General features: G+C 61.2%; 14 protein-coding genes. 10 read left to right on the top strand and 4 right to left on the bottom strand.

The genetic code is table 11. The features are described 5' to 3' along the window. Window positions 1–61 precede the first annotated feature (61 nt). The 8 genes from KVQ74_RS16790 to KVQ74_RS16755 all read left to right on the top strand — a co-directional run bounded on the left by KVQ74_RS16790 (window position 62) and on the right by KVQ74_RS16755 (window position 9,457). A complete protein-coding gene (locus KVQ74_RS16790; RefSeq protein ID WP_217832290.1) occupies window positions 62–1,627 on the top strand; it encodes an MBOAT family O-acyltransferase in 1,566 nt (521 codons plus the stop codon). A gap of 10 nt (window positions 1,628–1,637) precedes the next feature. Continuing rightward, window positions 1,638–2,813 (top strand): alginate O-acetyltransferase, encoded by a 1,176-nt coding sequence (locus KVQ74_RS16785; protein WP_217832289.1) that lies wholly within the window; start codon window positions 1,638–1,640, stop codon window positions 2,811–2,813. Between the two features lie 14 nt (window positions 2,814–2,827). Further along, window positions 2,828–3,484, top strand: coding sequence for an alginate O-acetyltransferase AlgF (locus tag KVQ74_RS16780; protein ID WP_217832288.1), 657 nt, complete (start codon window positions 2,828–2,830; stop codon window positions 3,482–3,484). A gap of 105 nt (window positions 3,485–3,589) precedes the next feature. Next, a complete protein-coding gene (locus KVQ74_RS16775; RefSeq protein ID WP_217832287.1) occupies window positions 3,590–5,041 on the top strand; it encodes a mannose-1-phosphate guanylyltransferase/mannose-6-phosphate isomerase in 1,452 nt (483 codons plus the stop codon). A 230-nt stretch (window positions 5,042–5,271) separates the two neighbouring features. Next, a complete protein-coding gene (locus KVQ74_RS16770) occupies window positions 5,272–5,736 on the top strand; it encodes a multidrug transporter (protein ID WP_217832286.1) in 465 nt (154 codons plus the stop codon). 35 nt (window positions 5,737–5,771) lie between these two features. Then, complete coding sequence (locus KVQ74_RS16765) at window positions 5,772–6,596, top strand: SDR family oxidoreductase (RefSeq protein ID WP_217832285.1); 825 nt, start codon at window positions 5,772–5,774, stop codon at window positions 6,594–6,596. A gap of 242 nt (window positions 6,597–6,838) precedes the next feature. Beyond that, entirely contained in the window at window positions 6,839–7,840 is a 1,002-nt protein-coding gene (locus KVQ74_RS16760) for an SEL1-like repeat protein (protein ID WP_217832284.1), read from the top strand. 336 nt (window positions 7,841–8,176) lie between these two features. After that, on the top strand, window positions 8,177–9,457 hold the full coding sequence (locus tag KVQ74_RS16755; RefSeq protein WP_217832283.1) for an NHL repeat-containing protein: 1,281 nt from the start codon (window positions 8,177–8,179) through the stop codon (window positions 9,455–9,457). Here KVQ74_RS16755 and KVQ74_RS16750 read toward each other — a convergent pair. The 4 genes from KVQ74_RS16750 to KVQ74_RS16735 are packed head-to-tail and all read right to left on the bottom strand — an operon-like array spanning window position 9,445 to window position 14,241. Beyond that, window positions 9,445–10,302: an efflux RND transporter periplasmic adaptor subunit gene (locus KVQ74_RS16750; RefSeq protein WP_217832282.1), complete on the bottom strand. Its 858-nt coding sequence runs from the start codon at window positions 10,300–10,302 to the stop codon at window positions 9,445–9,447. The genes KVQ74_RS16755 and KVQ74_RS16750 overlap by 13 nt on opposite strands. Before the next feature lie 10 nt (window positions 10,303–10,312). Continuing rightward, window positions 10,313–10,513 (bottom strand): DUF1656 domain-containing protein, encoded by a 201-nt coding sequence (locus KVQ74_RS16745; protein ID WP_015096751.1) that lies wholly within the window; start codon window positions 10,511–10,513, stop codon window positions 10,313–10,315. After that, window positions 10,503–12,707, bottom strand: a complete 2,205-nt coding sequence (locus KVQ74_RS16740; RefSeq protein ID WP_217832281.1) for an FUSC family protein — start codon at window positions 12,705–12,707, stop codon at window positions 10,503–10,505. Before KVQ74_RS16740 ends, KVQ74_RS16745 begins: the two co-directional genes overlap by 11 nt. A gap of 34 nt (window positions 12,708–12,741) precedes the next feature. Beyond that, window positions 12,742–14,241, bottom strand: coding sequence for an efflux transporter outer membrane subunit (locus KVQ74_RS16735; RefSeq protein ID WP_217832280.1), 1,500 nt, complete (start codon window positions 14,239–14,241; stop codon window positions 12,742–12,744). A 272-nt stretch (window positions 14,242–14,513) separates the two neighbouring features. On the opposite strand from KVQ74_RS16735, the gene KVQ74_RS16730 reads away from it, so the two are divergent. Both KVQ74_RS16730 and KVQ74_RS16725 read left to right on the top strand, forming a co-directional pair. Next, a complete protein-coding gene (locus tag KVQ74_RS16730) occupies window positions 14,514–15,482 on the top strand; it encodes a LysR family transcriptional regulator (RefSeq protein WP_217832279.1) in 969 nt (322 codons plus the stop codon). A 195-nt stretch (window positions 15,483–15,677) separates the two neighbouring features. Next, window positions 15,678–16,148 (top strand): hypothetical protein, encoded by a 471-nt coding sequence (locus KVQ74_RS16725; protein ID WP_217832278.1) that lies wholly within the window; start codon window positions 15,678–15,680, stop codon window positions 16,146–16,148. The last annotated feature ends 141 nt before the right edge of the window (window positions 16,149–16,289 follow it).

The following is a 16,289-nucleotide window of genomic DNA, read 5'->3' as shown; positions in this document are numbered from 1 at the left end:
TCACGGGGGGTTTGGGGGGGCTTTGGCCCTTGACTGTTGGTTCAAACATGGAGAGATCGGGATGGTATTTTCATCCAACGTGTTCCTGTTTCTGTTCTTGCCGATCTTTCTCGGCTTGTACTACCTGAGCGGGCAACGCTATCGCAATCTGCTGCTGCTGATCGCCAGCTATGTGTTCTACGCCTGGTGGCGGGTGGACTTCCTTGCGCTGTTCGCAGCCGTCACATTGTGGAACTACTGGATCGGCCTGAAAGTCGGTGCCGCCGGCGTGCGCAGCAAACCGGCCCAACGCTGGTTGCTGCTCGGCGTGGCGGTGGATCTGTGCATCCTCGGCTATTTCAAGTACGCCAATTTCGGCGTCGACAGCATCAACGCGATGATGACGTCGGTAGGCCTTGAGCCGTTCATCCTGACTCACGTGCTGTTGCCGATCGGCATCTCGTTCTACATCTTCGAGTCGATCAGCTACATCATCGACGTGTATCGCGGCGACACCCCGGCCACCCGCAACCTGATCGACTTCGCGGCGTTCGTGGCGATCTTCCCGCACCTGATCGCAGGTCCCGTGCTGCGTTTCCGCGACCTCGCCGATCAGTTCAACAACCGTACCCACACCCTCGACAAGTTCTCCGAGGGCTGCACGCGGTTCATGCAGGGCTTCATCAAGAAGGTATTCATCGCCGATACCCTGGCGGTGGTCGCCGACCACTGCTTCGCCCTGCAACACCCAACCACCGGCGATGCCTGGCTCGGTGCGCTGGCCTACACCGCGCAGCTGTATTTCGACTTCTCCGGCTACAGCGACATGGCGATTGGTCTGGGCTTGATGATGGGTTTCCGCTTCATGGAAAACTTCAAGCAGCCATACATCAGCCAGTCGATCACCGAGTTCTGGCGGCGCTGGCACATCAGCCTGTCGACCTGGCTGCGCGACTACCTCTACATCACCCTTGGCGGCAACCGCAAAGGCACGCTGATGACCTACCGCAACCTGTTCCTGACCATGCTCCTGGGCGGTCTGTGGCACGGCGCGAACATCACCTACATCGTCTGGGGTGCGTGGCACGGCATGTGGCTGGCAATCGAAAAAATGCTCGGCCTCAACACCTCGCCGCGCAGCCTCAACCCGATCCGCTGGGCGCTGACCTTCCTGCTGGTGGTGATGGGCTGGGTGATCTTCCGCGCCGAGAACCTGCACGTGGCCGGGCGTATGTACGGCGCGATGTTCAGCTTCGGCGATTGGTCGCTGTCGGAACTCAACCGCGCCAGCCTCACCGGCCTGCATGTGGCAACGCTGGTGGTGGCCTACCTGACCCTGGCGTTCTTCGGCCTGCGTGACCTGTACACCAGCAAGCCACCGGTCAAGACCAAGCCTGAAGTGAACGTCGAAAGCGACGGCCCTGCCGCTGCCCAACCGGGGGTGATCAAGGCCGCCCCTGGCGAAAACCCGGCGAGCATCCACGAGCCTGGCTACACCGTCGGCGTCGAAGCCCAGGTGCAACCGGCCTACTGGACTGCCGACTGGCCGCGCTACGTGATGCGCGGGCTGATCCTGCTGCTGTTCATCGCCTCGATTCTCAAACTCTCGGCGCAAAGCTTCTCGCCGTTCCTTTACTTCCAGTTCTGAGGGATCTGACATGACCCGCTCATTACGCATGTTCTACATCGCGCTGTTTCTGCTGACCTTGCTGGTGCTCGGTCTGTGGTCGATGCGCAGCTTCTTCGGCTTCAGCACCAACGCCGACGCGACGGTACTCAACGGGCGCTGGACCAAGGCTGTGGAAACCCACTACGACGATGAGTTTCCGATCAAGCGCCTGGGCACCAATCTCTGGGCCGCGCTGGATTTCAAACTGTTCAACGAGGGCCGTCCGGGCGTGGTGCTCGGTCGCGATCAGTGGCTGTACAGCGACGAGGAATTCAATCCGATCGTCAACGAAGAGCTGAACCTGCAAGGCAACTACGCGCTGGTCGAAGGCGTGCGCCAGACCTTGAAGGCCAAAGGCGTGAAACTGGTGATGGCGATCGTCCCGGCCAAGGTTCGCCTGTACCCGGAACACCTGGGTGAAGTGAAACCGGCGAGCATCCACGCCAACCTCTATCAGGACTTCCACGCTCGCGTTGCGGCAGACAAGATCCTCGCTCCCGACCTGCTCAAGCCGTTGCAACAGGCCAAGCAGAACGGCCAGCAAGTGTTCCTGCGCACCGACACCCACTGGACCCCGGAAGGCGCCGAGATCGCCGCCAACACCCTGGCGAAAACCATCGCCGACAAGTTCCCGCTCAGCGGCGAGCCGCAGCGCTTCGTCACCACGCCAGCGGAGAAAGTCACGCACAAGGGCGACCTGCGCCTGTTCCTGCCGCTGGATCCGCTGTTCGAAAACCTGATGCCGGCCCAGGAGCCGCTGCAAAAACGCAACACCGTGGCCGCCGCCGAGCAGCCTGCCGGTGACGATGCGCTGTTCGCCAACAGCGAAGTGCCGGTCGCGCTGATCGGCACCAGCTACAGCGCCAACCCCAACTGGAACTTCGTCGGTGCACTCAAGCAAGCGCTGCACAGCGACGTGGTCAATTACGCCGAAGACGGCCACGGCCCGATTCTGCCGATGCTCAGCTACCTGAAAAGCGATGACTTCAAGAACAGCCCACCACAGGTGCTGATCTGGGAGTTTCCTGAACGATATCTGCCTGTGAACAACGAAATCGGCGACGCCGACCCGCAGTGGGTCGCAGAGCTCAAACAAGCCGGCGCTCGCCAACAAAACGTAGCCATCAACACTAAATCCGAGACGCCCGATCGGGCGCAAAACTGAAAGAGAGGTACACCATGACTTTCACTACAACTCCTCGTCGTCTCGCTAAACGCTTCGCGCTGGTTGCCGGTCTGAGCGTGCTGTCGGTCCAGGCATTTGCCGGTGGCGACGCTGCGCTGTACGGCCCGACTGCACCGAAAGGCTCGACCTTCGTGCGGGTCTACAACGCGAGCAACGCCGAAGTCAGCGCCACCGTCGGCAGCACCAGCCTGAGCGACGTCGCGCCGCTGGCCAGCAGCGACTTCAGCTTCATGCCCGGCGGCGACTACAGCGCCAAGATCGGCAGCCAGACCCTGCCGGTGAAACTCGCCAGCGACCATTACTACACCCTGGTCAACAACGCTTCCGGGGCGCCGCAACTGATCGAAGAGCCGCCGTTCAAGAACAAGCAGAAATCCCTGGTGCGCGTGCAGAACCTCAGCGACAAGCCGCTGACCCTGAAGACCGCCGACGGCAAGACCGAGGTGGTGCCAAACGTGGCCGCCAAGGGCCGTGGCGAGCGTGAAATCAATCCGGTGAAAGTCAGCCTGGCGCTGTACGAGGGCGACAAGAAAGTCGGCGACGTGAAGCCGGTCGCCCTGGAACGCGGCGAAGCGGCGGTGCTGTACGTCACCGGCACTGGCAGCAGCCTGTCGCCGGTGTGGGTGAAACGCCCGGTGTCGACCCGCTAAGCCTATGAAACCGGGCAGCCGTCGCTGCCCGGCACGGAACAACAACAAGAGTGAAACGACACAACGTTCGTGCCTCTAACCAATCGATTCTCAAGGAGTAACAACATGATTCCGGTGATCTTGTCAGGTGGTAGCGGTTCACGTCTCTGGCCGCTTTCGCGCAAGCAATTCCCCAAGCAATTCCTCGCCCTGACCGGCGAACACACGCTGTTCCAGCAAACCCTGGAGCGCCTGGTGTTCGAAGGCATGGACACCCCGATCGTGGTCTGCAACAAGGATCACCGTTTCATCGTCAACGAGCAGTTGAGCAACCGTAATCTGGAAACCCAGCGCATCCTCATGGAACCGTTCGGCCGCAACACCGCGCCGGCGGTGGCACTGACCGCGATGATGCTGGTCAACGAAGGTCGCGATGAACTGATGCTGGTGCTGCCGGCCGACCACGTCCTTGAAGATCAGAAAGCCCTGCAACGCGCGCTGGCCCTGGCCACCGTGGCGGCGGAAAACGGTGAGATGGTGCTGTTCGGCGTACCGGCGACCAAACCGGAAACCGGTTACGGCTACATCAAGTCGGTCAACGACTCGCTGCTGCCCGAAGGGGTCAGCCGTGTCTCGCATTTCGTCGAAAAACCCGACGTCAAACGCGCCACCGAATACGTCGAGTCCGGCGGTTATTACTGGAACAGCGGCATGTTCCTGTTCCGCGCCAGCCGTTTCCTCGAAGAGCTGAAAAAACACGATCCGGACATCTACGACACCTGCCTGCTGACCCTGGAACGCAGCGAGCAGGATGTTGACACCATCACCTTCGACGAAGCCACTTTCGCCTGCTGCCCGGACAACTCCATCGACTACTCGGTGATGGAAAAGACCCAGCGTGCCTGCGTGGTGCCGCTGACCGCCGGCTGGAGCGACGTCGGTTGCTGGTCATCGTTGTGGGAAGTCAACGAGAAGGACGCCAACGGCAACGTCAGCAAGGGCGACGTGGTGATCCAGGACAGCAAGAACTGCATGATCCACGGCAACGGCAAACTGGTGTCGGTGATCGGTCTGGAAAACATCGTGGTGGTCGAAACCAAGGACGCCATGATGATCGCCCACAAGGACAAGGTTCAGGGCGTCAAGCAGATGGTCAACACGCTCAACGAGCAGGGCCGCAGCGAGACCCAGAACCATTGCGAAGTCTATCGTCCGTGGGGCTCCTACGACTCGGTGGACATGGGCGGGCGTTTCCAGGTCAAGCACATCTCGGTCAAGCCGGGCGCGTGCCTGTCGCTGCAGATGCACCACCACCGCGCGGAACACTGGATCGTGGTCAGCGGCACCGCCGAAGTGACCTGCGACGAGAACGTGTTCCTGCTCTGCGAGAACCAGTCGACCTACATCCCGATCGCCTCGGTGCATCGCCTGCGCAACCCGGGCAAGATCCCATTGGAGATCATTGAAGTGCAATCGGGCAGCTACCTGGGTGAAGACGATATCGAGCGTTTCGAAGATATCTACGGTCGCTCCACGCCGATCGAACGTGGCGTGTCAGTGAAAACCATCGCCCAGTGATCGCGCTGTTTTAAAGCCCCCGGCCCCGCCGCTGCGTCCCCTATCCGCAGTGGTTGGCCCGGGGGCTTTTTTTGTCCGGATGGTGTATTGGCGCCGCCCGCCTCTTCGCGGGCAAGCCCGACTCCTGCAGACGTGAAGGCGTCCTGACGGACACCTCCGAAGCACGGCCCATCGCCAACCTCACCTACGCTTAGGTAGGATGCCCCTCTATCCCTGCGAGGTTGTGCGAAATGTTCATCGGCGTCTTGCTGGTCATCACCTGGCTGATCCTGTTGCTGCGCTATCCGGCCAAGGCCCTGCCGGTGTCGATGGCTGCCGCTGTCGGCCTCGGGCTGGTGGCGATGTGGGTGGTGTGGCTGGACAACCGCGAGATCAAGCAACTGGCGCGTCTTGAACTGCGCATCACCTACGCTCCCGAACAGTGCCCGGCGGATCGTCCGCTGTTGCTGAAGATGAATAACGGCAACGATGTGCCGCTGACTGAACTGCGCTGGCGCATCGCGGCCTACGCGCCCGGCGACACGGTCAATCTGGCCGACAATCAATACGCCGCGCCACGCTATCGCGGCCCGGGCGAATTGCAGGCCGGCGGCAACTGGGACGACTGTTTGCCCCTGCCGCCGCTGCGCCCCGGCTACCGTCCGCAAACCCTGGAGTTTCGCGCCGAGCGATTGCAGGGTAGCTTCTCCGACTGATCCTTTTCCCCACTCTTTTGCACAAGGAATGCGCCATGCCCGTTGCGTTGATTACCGGTTGTTCCAGCGGCATTGGCCGCGCCCTGGCCGACGCGTTCAAGGTTGCCGGTTATTCGGTCTGGGCCACGGCGCGCAAGGCTGACGACGTCGCCATGCTGGCGTCCGCCGGCTTCACCGCCGTGCAACTCGACGTCAACGACGCCGGGGGACTGGAACAGCTCGCCGAGCGGATCAATCAACAACACGGCGGCCTCGATGTGCTGATCAACAACGCCGGTTACGGCGCCATGGGGCCGCTGCTCGATGGCGGCGTCTCGGCCATGCAGCGCCAGTTCGAAACCAACGTGTTCTCGATCGTCGGCGTGACTCGCGCCATGTTTGCGGTGCTGCGCCGGGCCAAGGGACTGGTGGTGAATGTCGGCAGCGTGTCGGGGGTTCTGGTCACACCGTTCGCCGGCGCCTACTGCGCTTCGAAAGCGGCGGTGCATGCCTTGAGCGATGCGTTGCGCATGGAGCTGGCACCGTTCGGCATCCGGGTGATGGAAGTACAGCCCGGCGCGATTCAGTCGAGCTTCGCCAAGAATGCCGGAGCCGAGGCCGAGCAACTGATCACCGAACAATCGCCGTGGTTCCCCCTGCGCGAAGGTATTCGCGCACGGGCCAAGGCCTCCCAGGACAAACCGACACCGGCCAGCGAGTTCGCCGCCGAACTGCTCAAAGCCGTGCAACAGAGCAAGCCGCCACGGCTGATCCGCATCGGCAACGGCAGCCGCGCGCTGCCGCTGCTGGCGACACTGCTGCCTAAAGGCTTGCTGGAGTCGACGTTGATGAAGCGCTTCGGTTTGCGTGGAAATCTCTGATTCAACCGCGCCAAATTGCCAAATCGCTCGATCCACGTAGAATGCGCCGCACTTCGAGCACCCCGGTGCTTGAAGTGCCACCAATAGCGCATGGAATCGCTGGCGCAAGCATCGAAGCAAGGGAATTGCTGAACACTGATCGTTTCCTCCCGGACCTTTCCTGCCTGGAAAGCGCCGCTGCTTTGTTGACCTGCCTGACGCGAACCCCGCTTTACGCTTCAATTCAGATCAGGAAACATCTTTTGAAAACTTTCAAAGTATTGCCACTGGCATTGCTCTCGTTGCTGGTTGGCTGCGCAGCCAAAGAACCGTCCCTCAATGACACCCTGCCCAAACTGACCCTGCAGAACGTGTTGCCGACCGTCACTGCCAATGAACACTGCAATGCGCAGATGGACAGCGACATTCTGTACGGCATCGGCTTCCAGATGTATGAAAACCAGGAACTCGACGACGCCAAGACCTGCATGGTCATGGCTGCGCCAAAGCACACGCGCGCGTTTTGCTATCTGTCGATGATTGTCCGTCAGGACGAGCAGTTGACCACCGAGCAACGCGACACCGAAGCCTTCAATTACACCGCTTATGCGGCATTGCAAAACGACTGGTGCGCGGAATATGGCCTGTACCAGACCTATAAATACGGCAACGTCGGGGTCGAGGCAGATGCGGCACTCGCCACTCGCTGGCTGGAGCGTTCCTCCCTGCACGGTTATCCCGAGGCGCAGAAAGAGCTGATCGAGCAGTATGAGGAGCGAGGCAACCTGGCTGACGCCTATGCTTGGACCAAAGTAATGGCGAAGGATGATGACAGCACGGCGGCCGATGCCCTGAAAAAGAAAATGACGGCTGCGCAAATTGCCGACGGTGAAAAGCGTTACAGCGAACTCGCCGCTCAGGTCGCCAGCAAGAAAGCCATGTACGCCGAAGCGCGGGAAGAAGACGTCGGCCGTTACTCCGCCGAGATCTACCAGGAATGGCCGGACACCTTCAAGGGCATGTCGTCCACCGAGCGTTACAACTACGTGAAGCAGTCAATGTACACGGCCCTCGATCTGCCGTTCACCAAGAGTCGCGGTCACGTATTGAGCTACATCGTGATCAATCGCGCCGCCCTGCTGAAAAAACCTGACGCGAATATCGCCAAGGACCCGCGAATCGTCGCCATCATGGACGACCCTGACTTGTCGGTCGGTGAAACCATCGAGTCCGGCCTGAAAGTGGTCGAAAAGTTCTACCGGTAAATACATACCTATAGCGAGAGCGTTTGCTCCCGCGTGAGCGTGGAATCGACGTTGATGAAGCGCTTCGGCTTGCGCGGGCAACTCTAAGACCGCGTTATCGTTCTTCGCGGGCAAGCACGGCTCCCAACAGGATCGCGTCGCCCGCTTCCACTATCTCATTGCATCTCCGGCCGCCGGTACTCCCCTCGACTCGCCTGTGTCAACTGTCAGAGTTGTCAGTTATGGCCGGGGGGGCCAAGGCGTAGAGTCGGTCGCGCGAGGGATCGGCACCGGGCGGTCCTCGGCTGGCCGATTTCACTTCATCTCCCGGCGACCACTCCTTGAGGGGAAACGGACATGAAGACTGATACGTTGACGGGTGCACCCGGTAGTCGTGATGAACATTGGGGGCCGAACAAAGACGGACGAATATTCATAAAAGACGTGTTTGATGATGGTCAGTCCGACGCTCGTCAGGCCCAGGGTGCCTTGATACTTGACGATGGCAGTACGTTGATTGCCACCACGATGATGGAAGCCGGCTTGCCACATTTCTCTATCGCCAAACTCAACGCTCTCGGAGAACTGGATGAGCGCTTTGGGCGAAAAGGATTTCTCACAGAACTCTTCGCGCCCGATCTTTCTGCGAAAGCTGGCGAGATGGTTCAGGGAGCGGATGGGCGCATCTATATGTTCGGCGGCTCAAAAGCACCAGATTCTCTGGATACCGAAATGGCGGTTTTATGCTTCGACGAGACAGGCAAGCGCATCGAAGACTTCGGGACCAACGGGCAAATCATCATAGAAAAAAAGGTCAATGATCGCGTTTTCCATGGGCATTTACCGGGTCGCATCCGGGTCCTGCCAGATGGCAGTCTGCTTGTCGTCGCCAACGGTGCTATTGGCCCGTCTCGCGTCACAAGGGGTTACCTGATGAAGTTCGATGCCCGTGGCCGGCCCGTGACGTCTTTCGGTAACAATGGCGTTGTCGACATAAACCTGCCCTACGAAGCAGTCACTACCTTGAAAGACGTGTGCGTCTTGAGCGACGGTCGAATTCTTCTGGCAGGCTACGCTCACGCCAAATCATCCCGGTTCTCTGGCGGTTTACTCTCCATGCTGAACCAGAACGGTTCGACCAATCTGATCTTTGGCGGCGACCCAAATGCCCCCGGCTTTCGACTATTCGCCAAGGCAGACAGCAACGTCAGTCTGAACGCCGTCACTGAGCGCGAACCTGGCAAATACCTGGCGGCGGGCAGCATTGGCGAAGTCGGGGCAACTGACGCCATCGGTCTGTTGCTGGGCTTCGACAACCAGGGCAAAAACGATCCCGAATTCAATGCCGGCGTTGCGCTGGAGGGGGCCGTCAGCCCAAGTCATACGACCGGCTGGGACGCACTGTTCACTCACGGCCCAAATATTTACGCAGCCGGTGGCTACGACCTCCTGCTTGCGTCACTGACGCCTGACGGTGAACTCAATCCCAGGTTTGGCACGGGTGGCGTTGTGGGAGAGTTCATGTCAGGCGCTGCTAACGCACTCCTGCCCTATTCATCAGACCGGTTGCTCTATGTATGCAACGTCATTGGATTAGGTGGAGTCTCTGGGGTTTTTTATCGCTACTACCGAGCCTGACCGACCACCACCGTACATGTAATCCCCGCCGCCAGTACGACACCTTCCGGCACCTCATCGATGTGAATCCGCACCGGCACGCGCTGGGCCAGGCGTACCCAGTTGAAGGTCGGGTTCACATCGGCGATCAGCTCGCGGCTTTCCGGGTTGTCGCGGTCGTAGATGCCGCGCGAGATGCTTTCGACATGGCCCTTGAGGGTTTCGCCGCTCATCAGCTGCATGTCGGCCTGGTCGCCCACACGCACGTGGGGCAGTTTGGTTTCTTCGAAGAAGCCGTAGACCCAGAACGAGTTCATGTCGACCACGGCCATTTTCGCTTCGCCGATGCGTGCATAGTCGCCGCGATGAACGTTGAGGTTGGTCACGTAGCCGTCCACCGCCGCACGCACTTCGGTGCGCTTGAGGTTGAGTTCGGCGGCCTCCAGTTGCGCCTGGGCCTGTTGGTAATCGGCCAGCGCCGAGTCGGCGATGTTGCTGGCGTCGTCGCGGTTTTCCTTGGAGATCACCAGGTTGTCGAGATCGGCGCGGCGATGGGCGTTGACCTTGCGCATCTCCCAAGTGGCCTTGCGAGACGCCACCAGCGACTGCGCCTGTTTCACCGCCAGACGATAGTGCTCGGGGTCGATCTGCATCAGCAGGTCGCCCTTCCTCACCAACTGGTTGTCGCGCACCGGGACGTCGACCACTTCCCCGGTGACGTCGGCGGCGACGTTGATGATGTCCGCCCGGACCCGCCCATCGCGGGTCCACGGCGTGTTCATGTAGTGCTCCCACAGGGTCCGGCCGATCCACAGCGCAAGGGCCAGCACCAGCAGAGTCGCGAGCAGGCTGAAAAACTTTTTCATCGGAGCGTTCTCAACGGTAGACAGTCAGCGCCATCGCGCCGAACAGACAGGTAAACAGACTCAGGCGCAGCAGCGCCGGGTGCCAGAAGAAGCGGTACAGATCGAATCCGGACAAAAACCGGTCCAGCGCCCAGGCCAGCGCCGCAGCGATGAAGAACATCAGGGTCATGGTCGGCATGTACACGCCGTGGAAAGCGATCTCACGAGGCATGGGCAAGTCCTTCGGGTCTGGCGGATGCGGTGACGGCAACGTAGGCCGACAGCGGCGATTGCGGGTCGAGCAGCGAGGTGCGGATGAAGTGCAGGTAGCTCTTCACCCGGCGCAACGCCGAGGTGTCGAAGTGCGGCGCGAACGGCTCGTCGGTGGCCTGCACCCGACTGATCGCGTGATCGACGGCGACCAGCGCGCGCTCCAGATTGCTCGCGTTCGGTTGCAGGAACAGCCGCACCAGCGCCCGGCCCATGACGCGGATCGCCTGACGCCACGGCTGCGATTCGGCGTACGCCGGATGCACCGGCAGGATCGCCTGTTCCTTGCGCAATTCGATGATCGCGTGACCGATCTCCAGCACCACGAACATCCAGCGCAGCAGGTTTTTCTGCACCAGCGGCTGACCGGCCGCCAGGCCGTAGGCCTGGTGCAGCAAGTCGCGGGTACGACTCTCGAAACTCGACGCCAGGCCCTTGAGCTTGCCGCTGATCGCATACACCACTTGCCCGCGCAGATCCTGCTCCAGACGCTTCCACAACCAGCGGCTGTTCGGCGGCAGAATGATCGCCCCCGCCGCCGCGCAGACCAGCATGCCCATGACCATGGCGATGTAGTCATTGATGAAGTTGTAAGGGTTGTAGATGGTCAGGTTGTCCGGCACCGAACCGGTACTGAAAAAGATCAGCAGACCGAGGCCGACCCCGGCGTATTGCGGACGGGAAGCGAGGAACGAGCCGAGCACGATCACCGGTGCGAGCATCACGCACAACAGTGGAAAACCATCGATCCACGGGAAGATGAAAAACATCTCGACGAAGCCGATCAGCGCCCCGAGAAACGTCCCGCACGCCATCTGGAACGCCATGCGTTTCGGGTTCGGCGTCGCAGCGGAAAGGCCTACGGTAGCGGCGGCAATCAGGGTCATGGTCGCGCCGCTTGGCCATGCGGTCGCCACCCAGTAACTGCCGAGCACGATGAGAATGAACGACGCGCGAATCCCCGAAGCGGCGGCAGCCCACCAGTTGGTCTGCGGGGTGAACGGCTCGTCCCAGCGCTCGCGCTCGTGGCGGTGATCGGCCAGAGAGGCGTGGGTCTGCGCATAACCGTGCAGGTCATCGACGAAGCGATAAAGCAGCTCATACGCGGTATGAAAATCCAACAGCTCGGCATCGCTCGGCGCACGCTCCTGGAAGATCGCCCGCAGGCTGCGCACCCGCGCCGGCAGGCCTTCCTTGTAGGCCGTCAACGCCACCACCAGTCGTGCCGCATCCGGGCTGGTCAGGGCGCGACCGCTGAAGCCGTCGAGCACTTCGGCCAGGTCCTGCAAGCCCGGTCTGATCGCCGCCTCTACGTGCTCGGCGCCGTTGCGGCGCAGGCGCTCGAGCAACTGATGCAAGGCGTTGAAACGGGTGGTGATGCCCATGAATTCGCTGTTCAAACGGCTGAGGCGACCGTTGCGTCGGCGCATGTGCGGGTCTTCGAACACGGTCACGCTGCGCAGCCCTTCCAGCCCTACCGCTTCGGCGATGAAGCGCACGTTGCTGGCTTCGAACGACTCCGCTTTGCTGCGCCCGCGCAGACCATCGGTGACGAACAGCGCGAACACGCCGAAACGCTGATACAAGGCGTTGCGCATCGCCGCACTGGCGGTCTGCGGCAGGATCGCGGCGCTGACCAGGGTCGAGCAGAGAATCCCCAGAGAGATTTCCAGCACCCGCCACACCGCCGCCATGAACGCGCCGTCAGGATGCGCCAGCGCCGGCAGGCCGACCATCGCCGCCGTATACCCGGCCAGCACAAAACCATAGGCGCGGAAGTTGCGACAGCGCGCGGCACCGGCCGAGCAGATGCCGACCCAGATCGCCAGCGAACCGAGGAACAGTTCGGTGTTCTGCGCGAACAGCGAAATCAGCGTGACCATCATCGCCGACCCGGCCAGGGTGCCGAGGAAACGATAGAAACTCTTGGCGAACACCTGACCGCTCTGCGGCTGCATGACGATGAACACGGTGATCATCGCCGTGCGCGGCTGCGGCAGCTCCAGGCGCATCGCCAGCCACAAGGTCAGGAACGCGGCGATCAGCACCTTGAAGATGTAGACCCAGGTCACGCCATCGCTGCGTGCCCAGTCGAAGAAACCCCGGCGCCACTCCAGGGAGTAGAGCCAGCGCAGGGGGGCGGGCAAGGGAGTCATGAAGTTCTGCTCAGAAAAATCCGTGGGAGCGAGTTCACCGCAAGAGCGCCGGGGTTTTCGGGACGGCGGTCTGTTCGGTGGTCGGCACATCGTTACCGGCACCGAGGCCACCGCCGAGCGCGGTCACCAGTTCGGCATGGGCACTCAAGCGCGCGGCCTGCACTTGCTGTTGCACCTGCTGCTGCTTGAACAACAGGGTCTGGGCGTTGAGCACGTTGAGGTAGTCGGTGAGGCCGCGCTGATACGCGACCATCGCGATGTCGTAGGTCTTCTGCGCGGTCGCCACCGACTCGGCGGCGAATGCCTGTTGCTTGTCCATCGACTCGCGGCGGATCAACTGATCGGAGATGTTCTTCAGCGCATTGACCAGGGTCTGGTTGTAATGCGCCACGGCGATGTCATAGCCGGCGGAGGCTTCACCGAGTTCAGCGCGCAAGCGGCCGCCGTCGAAGATCGGCAGGGAAATCGCCGGGCCGACGTTGTAGTTGAGCTTCTTGCCCGTCAGAAACTCCAGCGCCCCGCCACCGGTCGCCATGTAGCCGAGGCTGCCGACCAGATCGACGTTGGGATAGAACCCGGCATGCGCCACATCGATCCCGCGCGCCTGCGCCGCCACTTGCCAGCGGCTGGCGACCACGTCCGGACGCTGGCCGAGCAATTCGGCGGGCAGGGCCGACGGCAGTTTCAGCGCGGCCCCGAGGGACAGGGTCGGACGCTGCAACTGCGCGCCCTCCCCCGGCCCCTTGCCGGCCAGCGCCACAATCTGGTTGCGGCTCAGGGCAATTTCCTCGTCCAGCGCATCCAGTTGCCGATGGGTTTCCGGCAGCGGGGTTTCCGCCTGACTGACTTCGAAATGCGTGCCGATCCCGCCGTTCAGGCGTTTCTGCGCCAGGTCGAGAATCTGTTGCTGCTGCTTGAGCGTCGCGGCAACGATGTCGCGCTGGGCGTAATGCAGCGACAGTTCGATGTAGGCGCGCATGATGTTGTTCTGCAATTCGAGCTGCGCCAGCCGCGCTTCAGCGGCGCTCATGTGCGCCAGATCGACCGCGCGCTCGCTGGCATTGCTCTCCCGGCCCCAGAGGTCGAGGGCATAGCTGAAGCCCAGGGCGGCGTTGTTGTCCCAGGTGGTGGTGTTAGCCAACTCGCCAGGGCCGTAGAACTGATCGGTCGGCCAGTTGTGGCGCTTGAGGGTCGACTCGCCATTGATCTGCAACGACTCGGCGGCTTCGGCAACACCGGCCATGGCCCGGGCCTGACGCACCCGCGCGGCCGCCATCGCCATGGTCGGGCTGCCTTGCACGGCGAGGTCGATCCAGTGATTGAGCTGGGGGTCGCCGTAAGCCTGCCACCAGCGGGCGGTGGGCCAGTTTGCATCACGGGCGGCGTGGGCGATGGCGTCGTCGGTGGCCAGGGCGTTGGCCTCCAGCGCCTTGCCCTGCGGGGCAATGCCTCCGGTTCCGATGCAGCCGCCAAGACCCAGGGTAAAAGCCAGAACACTGAGCGGCAAAAGCGCTCTGTTGATGCGACGCGGCACAGCTGCGAATTCCTGAGAGAGGGATGGATCGAGACCCTGTGGGAGCGGGCTTGCTCGCGAAAACGCTTTCGCATTCAACATTGATGTCGATCAATACGTGGCTTTCGCAAAGGGCCCGGCTCCACAACGGCGCAATTCTAGGGGGCGCCCCGAACCACGATAAGCTGGGATTTCTGCGAATCTTTGTTACGGTTAACGAGATAATCCTTAAGTCTGGGGTTCAGCCCCTGAAACTTCGTGTCACAATTTGCCATCTCCCTTGAGAGCACCCCATGGACACATTGCAAAACATGCGCGCCTTCAGTTGCGTGGCCGAAGCCGGCAGCTTCACTGCCGCCGCCGTGCAACTCGACACCACCACCGCCAACGTCTCGCGCGCGGTCTCCAATCTGGAAGCCCACCTGCAAACCCGCCTGCTCAACCGCACGACCCGGCGCATCGCCCTGACCGAGGCCGGCAAGCGCTACCTGCTGCGCTGCGAGCAGATCCTGGCCTACGTCGAAGAGGCCGAAGCCGAAGCCAGCGACGCCCACGCACGCCCGGCCGGGCAATTGAAAGTGCACACCATGACCGGCATCGGCCAGCACTTCGTCATCGACGCCATCGCCCGCTACCGCAAGACCCACCCGGACGTGACCTTCGACCTGACCCTGGCCAACCGCGTGCCGGACCTGCTCGACGAGGGCTACGACGTGTCCATCGTGCTCGCCAGCGAACTGCCGGATTCCGGCTTCGTCTCGCAGCGCCTGGGCATCACCTACAGCATCGTCTGCGCCTCCCCGGCTTACGTGAAAGCCAACGGCTGCGCGCAAAAACCCAGCGACCTGCTGAACCACGCCTGCCTGCGCCTGGTCAGCCCGGTGATCCCCCTGGAAAAATGGGCCTTCGACGGCCCGGAAGGCCAGGAAATGGTCACCATCAACAGCTCACCCTTCCTGGTGAACTCCGCCGATGCGATGAAAACCGCGATCATCAGCGGCATGGGCATTGGCGTGCTGCCGGTGTACGCCGCGATCGAAGCCCTGCGCAATGGCTCGCTGGTACGGGTCATGCCCAACTACCGCTCGCAGGAACTGAACCTGTACGCGATCTACCCGTCGCGCCAGTACCTGGACGCCAAGATCAAGACCTGGGTCGAGTACCTGCGGGGTTCGTTGCCGGAGATTCTGGCGGCGCATCAGGCGGAACTGGCGGCTTATGAACTGAGCGGGAGCATGGGTGGGGTTCGGGTGGCGAACTGACTTTTGCTGGTTTGACTGAAGTGCTGATCTGCCTGCCGACAAGGGTCTGGCTGGCTGGCAATCAGCGCGCAGTCATTTGTTTTCAGGTGGCTGCAATAGCCAATCATTCTAAATGACCTGTCAGAACTGACAGTAGTTGCGACCGTGTTTGCGTGTCATGTTTGTCTCCTCACCCATCAGCTGAGATTACATAACATGACGAGTAAAGCATTGGACGCTTTCGATCAACCCCATCAACCCTCTGCATCCGGAGCGTTTGTTTTCTCTATCCCTGGTTACGGCAAGGAAAATTTCAATCTTGGCGTTCGAACCTTCTATCACCAGCGCGACATAGTCGTGGTAGTGGGTGAGGGAGAATATGACGCCCGCGCAAGACTCATATGCTCAATGGTTTTTCCCGACAGCATAGAAAATAAAAAATACTTCTTCGGACAAGCAGGAGCCGCCGAAGTACCAACCGTCTCGCGCCTGAGCGGCGGCACTCAGATGTACTACAACTCTTACCGCGATCAGGGATACATCACCATCATCAGGTTCGATCCTGTTAAGGGAGAATTTGATGCTGAAGGTAACTTTACTTTTTACGACCATCACGACAGCAAGAGAGACTTTCAAGTCATTTTCAAAATCAGCGCAGCGGGCATGATTGAAAGGCCGGGCGAGTAATTTGAGCAGACCTGCAGACACCCCATCACCCAAACCAGATCGGCCCAAAGGCCACCTTCGCGGGCAAACCCACTCCCACAAAAGCAAAAGCGAAAGCCGTCCACCTCCGCCCTTCACCACTCAACACAATGAGCGTTAGCT

Source organism: Pseudomonas botevensis (assembly GCF_019145475.1).
Taxonomy (GTDB): domain Bacteria; phylum Pseudomonadota; class Gammaproteobacteria; order Pseudomonadales; family Pseudomonadaceae; genus Aquipseudomonas; species Aquipseudomonas botevensis.
The sequence above is the reverse complement of the archived record's forward strand: the minus strand, read 5'-3'. Positions and strand labels throughout refer to the sequence as shown.

Excerpts from the sequence above, each read along its gene's own strand:
- KVQ74_RS16790 (WP_217832290.1), top strand. The coding sequence starts at position 62 with ATGGTATTTTCATCCAACGTGTTCCTGTTTCTGTTCTTGCCGATCTTT.
- KVQ74_RS16785 (WP_217832289.1), top strand. The coding sequence starts at position 1,638 with ATGACCCGCTCATTACGCATGTTCTACATCGCGCTGTTTCTGCTGACC.
- KVQ74_RS16780 (WP_217832288.1), top strand. The coding sequence starts at position 2,828 with ATGACTTTCACTACAACTCCTCGTCGTCTCGCTAAACGCTTCGCGCTG.
- KVQ74_RS16775 (WP_217832287.1), top strand. The coding sequence starts at position 3,590 with ATGATTCCGGTGATCTTGTCAGGTGGTAGCGGTTCACGTCTCTGGCCG.
- KVQ74_RS16770 (WP_217832286.1), top strand. The coding sequence starts at position 5,272 with ATGTTCATCGGCGTCTTGCTGGTCATCACCTGGCTGATCCTGTTGCTG.
- KVQ74_RS16765 (WP_217832285.1), top strand. The coding sequence starts at position 5,772 with ATGCCCGTTGCGTTGATTACCGGTTGTTCCAGCGGCATTGGCCGCGCC.
- KVQ74_RS16755 (WP_217832283.1), top strand. The coding sequence starts at position 8,177 with ATGAAGACTGATACGTTGACGGGTGCACCCGGTAGTCGTGATGAACAT.
- KVQ74_RS16750 (WP_217832282.1), bottom strand. The coding sequence starts at position 10,302 with ATGAAAAAGTTTTTCAGCCTGCTCGCGACTCTGCTGGTGCTGGCCCTT.
- KVQ74_RS16745 (WP_015096751.1), bottom strand. The coding sequence starts at position 10,513 with ATGCCTCGTGAGATCGCTTTCCACGGCGTGTACATGCCGACCATGACC.
- KVQ74_RS16740 (WP_217832281.1), bottom strand. The coding sequence starts at position 12,707 with ATGACTCCCTTGCCCGCCCCCCTGCGCTGGCTCTACTCCCTGGAGTGG.
- KVQ74_RS16730 (WP_217832279.1), top strand. The coding sequence starts at position 14,514 with ATGGACACATTGCAAAACATGCGCGCCTTCAGTTGCGTGGCCGAAGCC.
- KVQ74_RS16725 (WP_217832278.1), top strand. The coding sequence starts at position 15,678 with ATGACGAGTAAAGCATTGGACGCTTTCGATCAACCCCATCAACCCTCT.